Source organism: Leptothoe sp. LEGE 181152, assembly GCF_032906605.1.
GTDB lineage: Bacteria > Cyanobacteriota > Cyanobacteriia > Phormidesmidales > Phormidesmidaceae > Leptothoe > Leptothoe turfae.
Genome location: NZ_JASATU010000006.1, coordinates 1 through 12,799, shown reverse-complemented (window position 1 = coordinate 12,799; position 12,799 = coordinate 1). Strand labels below are relative to the sequence as shown.

13 protein-coding genes are annotated in these 12,799 nt (G+C 47.9%); 5 read left to right on the top strand and 8 right to left on the bottom strand.

Translation table 11 applies throughout. The features are described from left to right. Positions 1-50: 50 nt before the first annotated feature. Positions 51-512, top strand: a complete 462-nt coding sequence (locus QGP82_RS03245; RefSeq protein ID WP_163700050.1) for a hypothetical protein — start codon at positions 51-53, stop codon at positions 510-512. A gap of 245 nt (positions 513-757) precedes the next feature. Here QGP82_RS03245 and QGP82_RS03240 read toward each other — a convergent pair whose 3' ends face one another. The 3 genes from QGP82_RS03240 to QGP82_RS03230 all read right to left on the bottom strand — a co-directional run bounded on the left by QGP82_RS03240 (position 758) and on the right by QGP82_RS03230 (position 2,635). Next, the gene (locus QGP82_RS03240) at positions 758-895 is read right to left on the bottom strand and encodes a photosystem II reaction center protein K (protein WP_006517305.1); all 138 of its coding nucleotides are present in this window, start codon (positions 893-895) and stop codon (positions 758-760) included. Between the two features lie 91 nt (positions 896-986). After that, the gene (gene tgt / locus QGP82_RS03235) at positions 987-2,111 is read right to left on the bottom strand and encodes a tRNA guanosine(34) transglycosylase Tgt (RefSeq protein ID WP_163700052.1); all 1,125 of its coding nucleotides are present in this window, start codon (positions 2,109-2,111) and stop codon (positions 987-989) included. Positions 2,112-2,179: 68 nt separating this feature from the next. Next, positions 2,180-2,635, bottom strand: a complete 456-nt coding sequence (locus QGP82_RS03230) for a hypothetical protein (protein ID WP_163700054.1) — start codon at positions 2,633-2,635, stop codon at positions 2,180-2,182. 289 nt (positions 2,636-2,924) lie between these two features. Between QGP82_RS03230 and cobS the strand changes: the two genes are divergently transcribed. After that, positions 2,925-3,707: an adenosylcobinamide-GDP ribazoletransferase gene (cobS, locus tag QGP82_RS03225; RefSeq protein ID WP_163661103.1), complete on the top strand. Its 783-nt coding sequence runs from the start codon at positions 2,925-2,927 to the stop codon at positions 3,705-3,707. On the opposite strand, the gene cysK is transcribed toward cobS, so the two are convergent. The 4 genes from cysK to QGP82_RS03205 all read right to left on the bottom strand — a co-directional run bounded on the left by cysK (position 3,690) and on the right by QGP82_RS03205 (position 6,460). Beyond that, positions 3,690-4,655, bottom strand: a complete 966-nt coding sequence (cysK, locus tag QGP82_RS03220; RefSeq protein WP_163661102.1) for a cysteine synthase A — start codon at positions 4,653-4,655, stop codon at positions 3,690-3,692. The two genes, cobS and cysK, sit on opposite strands and share 18 nt — an antisense overlap. 21 nt (positions 4,656-4,676) lie before the next feature. Further along, positions 4,677-5,111 (bottom strand): RrF2 family transcriptional regulator, encoded by a 435-nt coding sequence (locus QGP82_RS03215; protein WP_006517310.1) that lies wholly within the window; start codon positions 5,109-5,111, stop codon positions 4,677-4,679. Between the two features lie 174 nt (positions 5,112-5,285). Beyond that, positions 5,286-5,645, bottom strand: coding sequence for a (2Fe-2S) ferredoxin domain-containing protein (locus QGP82_RS03210; RefSeq protein WP_163700058.1), 360 nt, complete (start codon positions 5,643-5,645; stop codon positions 5,286-5,288). Between the two features lie 329 nt (positions 5,646-5,974). Further along, entirely contained in the window at positions 5,975-6,460 is a 486-nt protein-coding gene (locus tag QGP82_RS03205) for a 2TM domain-containing protein (RefSeq protein WP_163661100.1), read from the bottom strand. A 152-nt stretch (positions 6,461-6,612) separates the two neighbouring features. Here QGP82_RS03205 and QGP82_RS03200 point away from each other — a divergent pair, with 152 nt between their 5' ends. Then, positions 6,613-7,410, top strand: coding sequence for an MOSC domain-containing protein (locus QGP82_RS03200; protein WP_499057049.1), 798 nt, complete (start codon positions 6,613-6,615; stop codon positions 7,408-7,410). 29 nt (positions 7,411-7,439) lie between these two features. On the opposite strand, the gene QGP82_RS03195 is transcribed toward QGP82_RS03200, so the two are convergent. Further along, entirely contained in the window at positions 7,440-8,549 is a 1,110-nt protein-coding gene (locus QGP82_RS03195; protein ID WP_163661098.1) for a YihY/virulence factor BrkB family protein, read from the bottom strand. Positions 8,550-8,805: 256 nt separating this feature from the next. Here QGP82_RS03195 and clpB point away from each other — a divergent pair, with 256 nt between their 5' ends. Next, positions 8,806-11,412 carry an ATP-dependent chaperone ClpB gene (clpB, locus tag QGP82_RS03190; RefSeq protein WP_163661096.1) on the top strand — a complete coding sequence of 869 codons (2,607 nt, stop codon included), beginning with the start codon at positions 8,806-8,808 and terminating at the stop codon, positions 11,410-11,412. A 292-nt stretch (positions 11,413-11,704) separates the two neighbouring features. Continuing rightward, positions 11,705-12,226 (top strand): PTPA-CTERM sorting domain-containing protein, encoded by a 522-nt coding sequence (locus tag QGP82_RS03185; RefSeq protein WP_163661093.1) that lies wholly within the window; start codon positions 11,705-11,707, stop codon positions 12,224-12,226. Positions 12,227-12,799 lie beyond the last annotated feature (573 nt).

Genomic DNA, 12,799 nt, shown 5'->3' with positions numbered 1-12,799 from the left:
ACAGTTACGATTGGAAGCGGTAAAGCTAGCAAAAATCGTTTTGAGCTACTATGACTCTCTCTTCTCCGTCGACAGTGCTATCAGACAATGACTACGTGATTGTTGGTTTAGCTCACTGTTTTATGAAGCAAGACGGTGATGTGGTGCCGGTAAAAATTTTAGAGCCTGTTCCCTCTGCTTATTTTGAAGCGCTTGTTAAAGGGGTGCCCACGTCCTATAGGACCCTCTACAGTTTGCAGCTGGGTGAGCTAGTAAAAGATAAGCAGCCAATCGTAACTCATTTACCCGTTGATCCAAAAAATGTTCAATTTTGTGAGGATTTTGTAGAGCGGGCATTAGCGGCTGCAAGAACCTATCAAACGAGAGACGATATTCAGGCGAAGGTGCCCTATGGTCAATCATTTTCGGATGTAAATTTCTCTAGTGAGAAGAAGCGAATCTTAAATTCGACTAACAATGTGACTGCTGAAGACAATGTGAAGCAGCACAAATATACTCATATGACACTTTAGCCTTGCAATAGACTATAGAGCTGCGGACTTCAGGCATACGTTGTTTGGGGGCAATATTAAAAATAAAGAGGGAGCAGTCCATAGACCGCTCCCTCTTTATTAAAAAACATTGAGAATTTGAGAAAACTGAATTGACGAGAGGTCGATTAATATAAGTGGAATTGCGATCGCAACAATATGATCACATCCTGATTAACCAACCGAAAGGCACTTGACACTGGGGCTAATTACTTAAGGAATGTGACTTAACGAAAACCAACAGATGCCTGCCAAACGAAAGCTAGTAGCAAGAAAAATATAGGTAGAATAGGCAAAATATCTACCAGGGGAGCAAATGCTTGATATGCTTCGGGGAGTTTAGCTAACAGTAGGACCGCGTCCATGAAAACCTCTCTACGTTGGCGACAGTTTGCTTAATAATTGACTCACATCTTAACATGCTGTGGTGCATGCTAAGGTTTGTTCATATTTTGTCTAGCTACTAGAAGTAGAGGGTTCTAGCCACTGTTGAAACTTTGCCACAAACTGATTTTGTAAAATTGCTTTACGAATGGCCTGGGTAAATCGAATTAGCTCAGTGATGTTATGAATAGATAACAGCGTATATGCCAGAAGTTCGTGGGCATGGATCAAATGGCAAAGATAAGCCCGCGTAAAATTCTTGCAGGTGTAGCAGGTGCACGTTGAGTCCAGGGGAGTGAGGTCCCGACGAAACTTTTGATTCTTTAAATTCCATCGTTCACCTTGAACCAAGGCTGCTCCATGGCGAGCTAAACGAGTTGGAATGACACAGTCAAATAGATCCATGCCAGCGGCAATTGCTTGAGCCATTTCTCGGTAGGTGCCGACACCCATGAGATATCGAGGTTTATCGGGTGGCAGTAGCGGCGTGGTGGCTTGAACGATTTTTTCTATGAGCTCAGGCGGTTCACCGACGCTGACACCGCCGATGGCATAGCCGGGTAAGTCTAACTCCACTAGCTGTTCTGCAGCGGCTTGGCGTAAATCTAGATGAACACCGCCTTGTACAATGCCAAACAGAGCCTGATCGTTGCGTTGATGTGCCTCTATACAGCGCGTCAGCCAGCGATAAGTACGTTGGGTGGCTGCTTCGACTGCCTCTCGATGGGCGGGATAGGGGGGACATTCGTCAAAGGCCATAATCACATCAGCTCCCAACTGATTTTGGATGCGGATGGATTCCTCCGGCGGCATATAAATAACACGACCATCGCGGGGTGAGCGGAAGGTGACCCCCTCTTCAGAAATTGTACGGATTTTGCTCAAGCTAAAGACCTGGAAACCCCCTGAGTCGGTCAACATAGGGCCAGACCAGCCCATAAACTTGTGTAGCCCACCGGCCTCAGCCACTAAATCTTCACCAGGTTGTAGGTGTAGGTGGTAAGTATTGGACAGCACCATTTGTGCGCCAGTATCTTTGAGCTGTGATGGCGTTATGGTCTTAACATTTGCTAAGGTGCCCACTGGCATAAAACGTGGCGTGTGGACTGGGCCATGGGGTGTATGAAAAATTCCTGCTCTCGCCTTAGTGTGGCAGCAGGAGGCTTGATGTTCGAATGAAAAATGGTCAGTACCCAACAGTTAGTGTTGTCCTCAAGTAATACTGTTGGCAACGTTACTAGATTTAAGCTAATGGATACAAGTGACTAACTCGTAAAGTTATTGCTGTCATCGTCTAGACAAGCATCCCACCGAGCTGTTAATGCCTCAGCCAGCATAGCTTCTAGCGTAGCGTCATTAATGTTGCAGCTATTCTGCTCTGTGAGAGGATTTGATTGGGGCAAAATGCGAAGGCAACGGTTGTCCTGGATTAAATCAAAATAGGGTTGGTTATCCGCTAGCTGCCCCATCTCCAAGTAGTCAAAGCTAGCGACGTTGAGATAGAGACTTCTGTTGGCCACCAGCGTTGCTTGTTGAGGATCGCTAAAGACTTCGACGACATAACCCTCGCCTTCTCTGAGAACTTGTTCTTCTTGTTGATGGATATACCGAACACGTCCTAGATGCTGCAAGATTCGCACCATGTCCTTTGGGTTGACTACGATGCCTACATCGACAAGACATGGGGCTGGTAAGGAAGTTGTTGAAGGTTGATAGCTCATAACAGGGTCGGTAGATGGGCACTTATAGTCAGCAGTGGGCCCGTGAAACACCGAAGTTTTTAACAATCTATACTCAAGATAGATGAAATCTGATTATTTGGAACGTCCAAGACAAAAATAATCTTTCTGTTTGTTTGTATCCTTTTAACTTCACATTATTTCAGCAATTTTTCGTACTGCCTTCAGCCAGAATACTGAACGTTAATTCTTACGTCTCAGATTAATCGTGTGGTCAGAGTACGTTGCTGACTGCTCAAGTTATTTGATGACAAGCTTTTGAAGGAAATTTATGGAGCAGTGGATTAAAGCTTTTGCCCGAGCTGGACAGCAACAATGGGCTTTGTTAAATGGAGCTTTGTTGTTTTACACGAGTGTGCCGTTACCTCGGCAATGGCCAGCAGAGTTAGGGCAGGTCGCCCGCATCGTTCCTGTTATTGGTCTTGGATTGGGGGGGCTTTTGACGGTGCTTGATGCTGTGCTCAGCCTTGGGATGCCGCTTTTGCTCCGTAGTGCTGTGCTCATTTTGGTAGGGGTCCGACTGACCGGAGGATTGCATTTAGATGGTGCCATGGATACCGCCGATGGCCTTGCAGTGCAGGATAACCGACGGTTAGACGTGATGGCCGATAGCTGTTCCGGGGCATTTGGAGTGATGGTTGCGATCGCAATTCTGCTGCTCAAAACAGTTGCCTTAGCAGCGATTACTCAGGGGCGATGGTTTGCCCTGATGGCATCGGCTGCCTGGGGACGGTGGGGTCAGCAGTGGGCTATTGCTACTTATTCCTATCTAAAACCCAGGGGTAAGGGGGCATTTCATAAGCAAGCACTACCATCCTGTTGGTACGCTCTACCCTGGGCGATAGGACTGGTGCTATTGACCGGTTTAGGTGTTGTTGCGGGAGGTATTTCCTGGCGTTATGGTGTTGTTGCGATCGCAGCTGGATTAAGCAGTGCTGGATTGGTGGCAGACTGGCTCAATCGCAGATTAGGGGGACATACAGGGGATACCTATGGGGCCGTTGTCGAGTGGGTTGAGGTTGTTGTTCTGGTGAGCTTAGCGTGCGCTAACTAGGGAGGCTGTCAGGGTAGGATCCTGGAATAAGGGAGTGCTGAGGTAGCGTTCACCAAAGCTAGGCTGAATCACGACGATCAATTTGCCTGCATTTTCAGGTCGGCGACCTACTTTGATAGCCGCACAGAGTGCTGCACCACTGGAAATACCAGACAAAATTCCTTCTTCTTTGGCAAGACGACGACCAAAAGAAATCGCTTCGTCATCCGTCACGGGAATAACTTCGTCAATGAGTTTTACTTGCAATACTTCGGGCACAAAACCGGCACCGATACCTTGAATCTTATGGGGACCCGGCTGACCGCCAGTTAGTACTTGACTGTTGGCGGGTTCTACGGCGATGGTTTGAAACTCAAGTTTGCGTTGCTTAAGGACTTCACTGACTCCGGTAATCGTGCCACCAGTGCCCACGCCAGCGACTAAAAAATCTGCCTGCCCCTCGGTATCTTGCCAGATTTCTTCCGCTGTCGTGTTGCGGTGCATATCTGGATTGGCCGGGTTGCGAAACTGTTGCAGCATGTAAGCATTTGGTGTTGATGCTACCAACTGCTGGGCCCGCTGAATACACCCTGCCATCCCCTCATTGCCTGGGGTCAGTTCTAGCTCGGCACCGTAGGCACGTAACATGGACCGACGCTCGGCGCTCATGGTTTCTGGCATGGTCAAAATCAAACGATAGCCTTTAGCTGCCGATACCATGGCTAAAGCGATGCCAGTATTCCCAGAAGTTGGTTCCACTAACGTGGTTTTACCAGGTTGAATTTTGCCTGCGGCCTCGGCAGCGGCGATCATATTGACGCCAATTCTGTCCTTAACCGAAGCCGACGGGTTCATGCCTTCAAGTTTGAGAACAATTTGAGCCACACATTCCTCACTTTGAGGAATGCGATTGAGCTTTACTAGCGGTGTTCGACCCACCAGTTCAGTAATATTTTGGGCGATCCGCATGGCCAGCTATTTCCCAATGCGCTAAATGTAATACATCAAATCAACCTGATGTTTGGCGTTGCGTTGCTCTACCAAATCTTGCAAAGTGTGAGCAGATAGCACTTCTCTAGCCGCTTCCTGCACTGCTTGCCACAAGCTCCGGACAACCTGCCGCTCTGTTGTCAATACAGCATCGCTTGCATTGTCCTTCTTTTCTAGACCTTCGATACAATTTACAACGTCCAATAGCAATACATTCCACGGAGCCTGTGCTAATAAATAGCCTCCTTTGGCACCGCGTTGACTTTTTACAAAACCTGCGCGGCGTAATGTGGCTAAAAGTTGCTCTAAATATCGATCAGGAATATTTTGTTGAGCTGCAATTTGACGAATTTGCAGAGGCTCGCTCTTTTCATAGTGCAAGCTGAGTTCTAGCAGTGCAAGCAGGGCGTATTCACTTTTGCAAGAGAGTTCCACGGGGCGGCATAGCTGCAACCCTTATAGTATACTCCGGTTCTCCACTGGGGAATGGATAATTATATATTTATGATTATTTCTACCATGCCGAACTGGGGTGCCAGCTCTATGGGTCAGACATTTACTATTTATATGCTCGGGTTATATGCTCGGAGCTAATAATGTGTGCCTCATCTAAGTCTGAGATTTGAGCTTTTCTAGCAGATGGTTGTAATCGGGATGAAATCGAGGATGGAGCAAACGCTTGACGGGTTTACCCTGTTGGATATGCTGCTCCAGAATGTCATTGACGTCATGGGGATGAACACGGCAGTACCAAACATTATCAGGAGCCACTCTGACGTTAGGTCCTGAACCGCATTGGCCGAGACAAGAACTGGCTGCCACCATCAAATCGGGACCTGCATATTGCTTTAAAGTCTTGAGTACAGCTGCTGAATTGAAGCGAGTGCAACTGCGGTACTGGCAAACTTGAATAAATCGGCGTTGGGGTGACGATTTGCTAGCCGCTCGGTTAGCTGGAAGTTCTTCCATCAGGAATGATGACCAAAAAAAGGCCTAAATTGGACAGCTGCAAGTATGAGCATAAAAAATCACACCCGCAGCTATTGAGTGAAAATCAAGGACACACAACCAGCCTTGTGTTTCGTATCATTGCAGGATTGACCATAAAGTGCAAACTATCTTGCTATCTATAAGGAAAATTCATAAAAATTGGCCTGACTATTGGTGTGCTTAAGGTCATGCGAAATCATATTGTTGCGATAGTGACTCTTGATAAACCCTGGTTGTAAGGCTTGTAACAGTTGTTGTGGGCTGCCAGATGTTTTTGCAAGACTTTATAACATCTTAAAAAAACGTCACTAAACAGATCCTAAAAAGCGGTTGACGACACCGTTAATTGTTTGTTGCATGCTGCGTTTGCGTCGCCACCGGTTTAAATCACGTTCGTAGCGTTCGCCTGACGTTTGTAATGTCCGCCAGGCTTTGAGGGATAAACCCAGTCCCCAAAATAATGCAACGTAGAGCGAAAAGCCAAGGTGACCTAAAAATGTGCCGCCTGGAGTGAGAAAGTCTATTACGACTAAAAAGATAATGACGATGCTATAGCGGATGGCCTGACTCTGCAAACGTTGTATGCGCTGACGTTGAAACAGGCGGTGATCTTCGGCCTCCCCCTTCATGATTTTCCACTCTTGTTCAGCCGTTTGCAGCGCGGCTGGGCTGATGTTGAGTTCTTCCGCAATTTCTACCAACTGTTGATGGGAGAGTTCACCCGATTCGGTCTCTTGTTCGATCGCAAGTTGCAAGATCCGCTGAGCGTCTTCCATTCGGTAGAGCTTGTCCATGGTTGTCTACGGGGATTGGGGTGATTTGGGCAGGCTCCACCGTCTAAAGCGGCGATATCTATACCAACGCCCTATCCTTAGTTATAGATAATTTCGCGGCGATTGAACTAGGGGAGTCGCCGATCGGATAACCGTCTTTTAGGAGCATTGCGATGTCTTTGATCGAACTGAGTGGCTTGACCACATATCCAGTTAAGTCGGCGGCAGGTATTGGTTTGCATCAGGCTCAGGTGACTAGCCGGGGGCTGTTGCATGACCGACGCTGGATGGTGTGCGATCGCAATGGCAAATTCCTGACTCAACGTAAACTCCCTAAAATGGCGCTGATTCAAGTGACTGTTGATGAGGCGCTACATCTCAGCATTGCTGGAGTACCGGATTCCTCACTAGAGCTCCCAGCGGTGCCAGCTACGGCCCAGCTGCTGCATGTGAATGTGTGGGGTGATGCTTGTACTGCCTGGTCCATGGGAGATAAAGCGGCTCAATGGCTCCATCATTTCTTAGGCGTGGATGCTCAGCTTGTTTACATGCCAGATAGCACCCATCGCCCCGTGGACCATGGACGGTTTGAGACGCCGAATAGTTTTTCAGATGCGTATCCGTTTTTGCTGATTTCCGAAGCCTCGTTGGCGGATTTGAATGGCCGTCTAGAGCAGCCAGTGCCGATGAATCGATTTCGGCCTAACTTGGTGGTCAGGGGCTGTGAGCCATTTGCTGAAGATACCTGGAAGCAAATCAAAATTGGCGACATTTTGTTTGATGTGGCTAAATCCTGTTCCCGCTGTTCTATTCCTGGTGTGGAGCAGTCCACAGGAGAACAGGGCAAGGAGCCATTGAAGACCCTGGCTACCTATCGTCGTTGGGATCATGCGATTTGGTTTGGTCAGAACCTGATTGCCAACGGTGAAGGGACGTTGGCTGTGGGGGACACGGTGGAGATTTTGGCCTAAGAATGCAGAATATAAACCCCCGTAGGGCGTTACCGATGTCGATCTTTATTAATGGTTGACTTGCCTAGGCTAGGCAGCTGATTCGAGGTGCGGTAACCGGGCGTTGATGATGGCGGATGGCGTCTGCGTCTGATCAATGGCATCCGTGGGCTGTGGATCATCAGTTCGCCGACGATAACATTGAGCTGGTCGCCAATGAGCATGACCAGTGATGTGAGGAATAACCAGAGCAGCAGGACAATCACCGTACCAATGGCACCATAAACCTTGTTGTAGTTACCAAATTGGGCTACATACATGCGGAATGCTGCGGATAAAATGGCCCAGGATAGGGCTGCCAGCACTGCACCAGGCATGAGGGGTTTACCACGGGTCCAACGGCTGGGGCCAAAACGATAGACAAAGGCAAATGCAGATGAAACAATGCCCAACGCTAACGGCCATGTAAAAAGCCGCCAAATGGTGAGCACCCACTCTCTGACGTTTTCACCGCTTTGCTCTGCCCCAATATCAGCTAGCAGTTGGATAACGCCATCGCTAAGAAACACCAGATAGGATGCGGTCATGAGCAATAGGATGGTGCCAATGGTCAAGCCAATGGATAAGAGCCTGGCTTTCCAAAAGGGACGACGCTGCTCAACGGGAATCTGGTGGATTTCATCCAGGGCACGCATGGCGGCGCTGATGGCTCCTGAAGACGCCCATAGGGCGATCGCAAAACTCAAGGAAAATAATCCTCGGTTACCACCAGCGGTAACTTCATCGGCAAAGTTTTGGATCAGTTCATTAACAGCGCCTGGTGCGATTTCACTTAACCGCATGGCCAGGCGATTAAATGTATTCTCTAATGAATTAACTAAACCAATGGCTGTCAGCATGGCTAAAATGCCGGGGAAAAGGCCCAGCATAGCGTTGTAGGCCATTTCTGACGCTAAACTTGGTAACCGTCGCCTGAGGGTGGCGTGTACAACAGCACGAACGGTGTGCAGATTGATATAGCTTAAAAATCGAATAAATTCGAGCGGCGAGAAGGTTCTCGACAATCGTCGCAGCGGTTGCTGTGCACAATAGGTCGTATACAACGTCTGACGCAGCGTAGAATGCAGCTGACCAGTCTCTCGTCGGGGAAGGTTTGGCAAAACGTCTAGCTAATCAAAACACTTCTTCAAAATACAGATTTCTACTTATATATCAAGTAACAATCGTAGAAACCTTACGTTTTTACCCCTCAGCACCTATTTGTAACATACCCGCTTGCCATTGGCCGCTACGAACGAAGTGTGCAAATTCTTAGTATGGGCGGCAATACCTACCTACTCACTGGGGGAACACCGATCATCAGGTATTTGACCCTTTGCCTAGAATGCAAATAGGCGCATACGAGGAGGCTTGGCTATGCAACCATCTAATCCAAATCAGTTTACGGAGCAGGCATGGGCTGCGATCGCAGCTACTACCGATCTGGCTAAGCAGTGGCAGCATCAACAAATTGAGACCGAGCATTTAATGCTGGCTTTACTAGAGCAAGATGGATTAGCCAGTCGCATTTTCCAAAAAGCCGGAGCTTCCATCGATGCATTGCGCAGTGCAACTGAGGCATTTTTACGTAAACAACCCCAGGTAACGGGGCAAAGCGACAACATATATTTAGGGCGTTCGCTAAATACTTTGCTGGACAATGCAGACGTGTTTCGCAAAGAGTTTGACGACGATTACATTTCCATTGAACATTTACTGCTGGCCTATCCTGAGGACACCCGCTTTGGTAAATCTTTGCTGCGGGAGGCGGGTATCAACGCCAAGCAGCTCAAAAATGCTGTTAAACAAGTACGAGGCCATCAAAAGGTGACCGATCAAAACCCTGAAGGTAAATACGAAGCGCTAGAGAAATATGGCCGTGACCTGACTGAGTATGCCCGCGAGGGTCGTCTCGATCCAGTCATTGGTCGAGATGATGAAATTCGTCGGACCATTCAAATTTTGTCTCGCCGTACAAAAAATAATCCTGTCCTTATTGGTGAACCAGGGGTGGGTAAGACGGCCATTGCCGAAGGAATGGCTCAGCGAATTATTAATAATGACGTACCCCAGTCGCTACGCGATCGCAAACTGATAGCCCTGGATATGGGTGCGCTAATTGCCGGGGCCAAATATCGTGGTGAATTTGAAGAGCGTCTCAAAGCCGTACTTAAGGAGGTGACCGACTCCCAGGGACAGATCATTCTGTTTATCGATGAAATCCATACCGTGGTGGGTGCTGGCGCAACTCAAGGAGCCATGGATGCAGGCAACCTACTCAAGCCGATGCTGGCTCGGGGTGAGCTACGTTGTATTGGGGCGACGACACTGGATGAATATCGCCAGTACATCGAAAAAGATGCTGCGCTGGAGCGTCGTTTCCAACAGGTTTATATTGATCAGCCGACTGTTCCTGACACTATTTCTATTCTGCGGGGTTTAAAGGAACGCTATGAGCTGCACCATGGTGTCACCATCGCGGACAATGCATTGGTGGCAGCGGCTACGTTATCAACTCGCTACATTAGCGATCGCTTTTTACCCGACAAAGCCATTGACTTAGTCGATGAAGCAGCGGCCAAACTCAAAATGGAGATTACCTCCAAGCCAGAAGAGTTGGATGAAGTCGACCGCAAGATCCTGCAGCTAGAGATGGAGCGTCTGTCTCTCAAAAATGAGACCGATGCTGGTTCCATTGAACGCCTAGAACGTTTAGAGAGAGAACTCGCAAATCTTAAAGAAGAACAAAGTACGCTTAACGCTCAATGGCAGTCTGAGAAAGATGGAATTGATCAAATTCAAGTCATTAAAGAAGAGATTGATCGTGTCAATATTGAGATTGCGCAGGCAGAGCGAGACTATGACTATAATCGAGCCGCTGAACTAAAATATGGCAAGCTCAACGAACTTCAAGAAAAAGTCTCCCAAGCCGAAAAACAGTTAGCTGAATCTCAGGCTAGCGGTCGTACTTTGTTGCGAGAAGAAGTGTCTGAAGAAGACATTGCCGAGATTATCTCTAAGTGGACGGGAATTCCCATCAGTAAACTGGTGCAGTCAGAGATGCAAAAGCTGTTGCTGCTGGAGGATGAACTCCATAAACGAGTGATTGGACAAGAGGAAGCGGTTACCGCTGTTGCAGATGCAATTCAGCGATCACGAGCGGGTCTGGCAGACCCGAATCGGCCCACAGCAAGCTTTATCTTCCTTGGCCCTACTGGTGTGGGTAAAACCGAGTTAGCTAAAGCCCTGGCAAGCTATCTGTTTGATACAGAGGAAGCGATTGTTCGCATCGATATGTCAGAGTACATGGAGAAACATGCGGTATCTCGCTTGATCGGTGCACCTCCAGGATACGTGGGCTATGACGAAGGTGGTCAGCTAACGGAAGCATTGCGCCGCCGTCCCTATTCAGTGATTCTATTTGATGAGATTGAGAAGGCGCATCCAGATGTGTTCAACATTATGTTGCAGATTCTCGATGATGGCCGCGTGACAGATTCTCAAGGTCGCACTGTGGACTTTAAGAATTCGGTGATCATTATGACTAGCAACATTGGCTCCCAGTTTATTCTGGATGTGGCGGGGGATGATAGTCGTTACGAGGAAATGAGAACCCGTGTAATGGATGCCCTGCGCTCAAACTTCCGTCCTGAGTTTCTAAATCGGGTGGATGAGATGATTATCTTCCACAGTTTGCAGAAGTCTCAGTTGCGAGAGATTATTAAGCTACAGGTGCAGGCGCTTGAGAAACGATTGGCGGATCAGAAGATTGGACTATCGTTGTCAGAATCAGCCTTAGATTTCTTGGCTGATGTGGGGTATGACCCGGTTTATGGGGCAAGACCTCTGAAACGGGCAATCCAGCGTGAGTTGGAAACTGCGATCGCAAAGAGTATTCTTCGGGGAGATTATAAAGGTGGCGACACCGTTGTGGTTGACGTAGAGAATGAGCGACTGGTGTTTAAGGTCAAAGTTGCAATTTGATGAGCGATTAAATTCTGACATTCGAAAGGTGGGCATGCCCACCTTTCTTGGGGCTTGCTTCAGGCCCCCGTTCTGAGTTTTTTGCCTGACTGTGTATTTTGGCTTCGTATAGTCAGGCTAATGACTGTTCACCGTTGTCCGCTATCTTTTTAAAGTCTTGATAAAAGAGTGAACTTTCTAATATTTAATGTTCTAGGTTACGTTTTCCTCTAGAAACAATTTTTATATAGTGTATAGCGATAAGTGTGTCGATCCAGCTGATTTTGCTGTTTTTCTAGATCCTATTGTGAGAATGAACAAAATTGCTGCTTCTATCGCATGTTCTTTGGGCATTGCTTCTGTCTCTGCTGTCGTTTTAGCTGCTGCTCCTGTGTCTGCTCTGTCTATTACGGCAGAAGACTCGATCTATGAGTTAACGTTAGAGGAAACTACGTTTGATGATTTGCGTGCAAGGGAAGATTTTGAGAATTTAGTCCCGTGGTTCGGTGATGAGGATTTAGCGCAGGCAGTAGCAGCGGCGGCTGGTGAGGCTTTTGCTGATGGCAATAACGAGTTGGGAGTGCCTGATGGTTTTTTTGGTCCCTCTTTTGCGTTTGATGTGGATATAAATGGGAGTATTGATTTTACTACCTACATTAATAATGAGAGACGTTTGGTAGAGGCCGGAAAAATTAACTCCGATTCAGACACTTTTTATGCTGTTATCAATCTTGAGGTGTCTCCGGATGGTGCGGCAGATGTGCCCACACCTGCATTACTGCCAGGGCTAATGGGTATGGGACTGGCTGCGATGCGCAGACGTAATCTGGATTGATGAGAATTTAATTTAAAGGCAGGGGGGATGTTGGTTTAACCCAGCCTACGGTTTAAATGACTGACGTTCAGAGGTGTTTAGGCCTTGTTTTAGTACCTGTAATACTGTTACTAATAATGGATTGGCCCCTTTGCTCAATCCTCAACAGTGCATCGGGCTGGGTTTCTCGTTGGAACGGTCACTTCGGCTTCGCTCAGTGACCGTCTGGCTTCGCTCAGTGAATGCCTGGTGGCTGAGCAGAGTCGAAGGCATCAGGCAATTTTCTCGATTACAGGCGTTTGACGAGGATGCTGATGACGTCGCCTGGTTCAGGGGTAAGGATTAGCCGATTGTCGGGAGTTTCTATCAGGGGACTCCACTGGCTTTGCTCGACGTACTTCAGGTTATGTAACAGGTGGATGGTTTGGCGGATGCCGCCGGGGCTGCCCAGGAGAATATGGCGGATAGCTTAAAGGGTGACAGCGTAGCTATAAAGCATGTTCCATAAGGGACAGAGCGAGAAAACCCCGTTGAAAATAGAGCCGTTTATTCGGTTTGAGAGCGATCAACTTCAAGGCCGAATCAGCCCATATA

What these genes read in the sequence shown, in the direction of transcription:
- clpB (WP_163661096.1), top strand. Translation starts at nt 8,806, where the DNA reads ATGCAACCATCTAATCCAAATCAGTTTACGGAGCAGGCATGGGCTGCG.
- cysK (WP_163661102.1), bottom strand. Translation starts at nt 4,655, where the DNA reads ATGCGGATCGCCCAAAATATTACTGAACTGGTGGGTCGAACACCGCTA.
- QGP82_RS03245 (WP_163700050.1), top strand. Translation starts at nt 51, where the DNA reads ATGACTCTCTCTTCTCCGTCGACAGTGCTATCAGACAATGACTACGTG.
- cobS (WP_163661103.1), top strand. Translation starts at nt 2,925, where the DNA reads ATGGAGCAGTGGATTAAAGCTTTTGCCCGAGCTGGACAGCAACAATGG.
- QGP82_RS03230 (WP_163700054.1), bottom strand. Translation starts at nt 2,635, where the DNA reads ATGAGCTATCAACCTTCAACAACTTCCTTACCAGCCCCATGTCTTGTC.
- QGP82_RS03205 (WP_163661100.1), bottom strand. Translation starts at nt 6,460, where the DNA reads ATGGACAAGCTCTACCGAATGGAAGACGCTCAGCGGATCTTGCAACTT.
- QGP82_RS03200 (WP_499057049.1), top strand. Translation starts at nt 6,613, where the DNA reads ATGTCTTTGATCGAACTGAGTGGCTTGACCACATATCCAGTTAAGTCG.
- QGP82_RS03185 (WP_163661093.1), top strand. Translation starts at nt 11,705, where the DNA reads ATGAACAAAATTGCTGCTTCTATCGCATGTTCTTTGGGCATTGCTTCT.
- QGP82_RS03240 (WP_006517305.1), bottom strand. Translation starts at nt 895, where the DNA reads ATGGACGCGGTCCTACTGTTAGCTAAACTCCCCGAAGCATATCAAGCA.
- QGP82_RS03210 (WP_163700058.1), bottom strand. Translation starts at nt 5,645, where the DNA reads ATGGAAGAACTTCCAGCTAACCGAGCGGCTAGCAAATCGTCACCCCAA.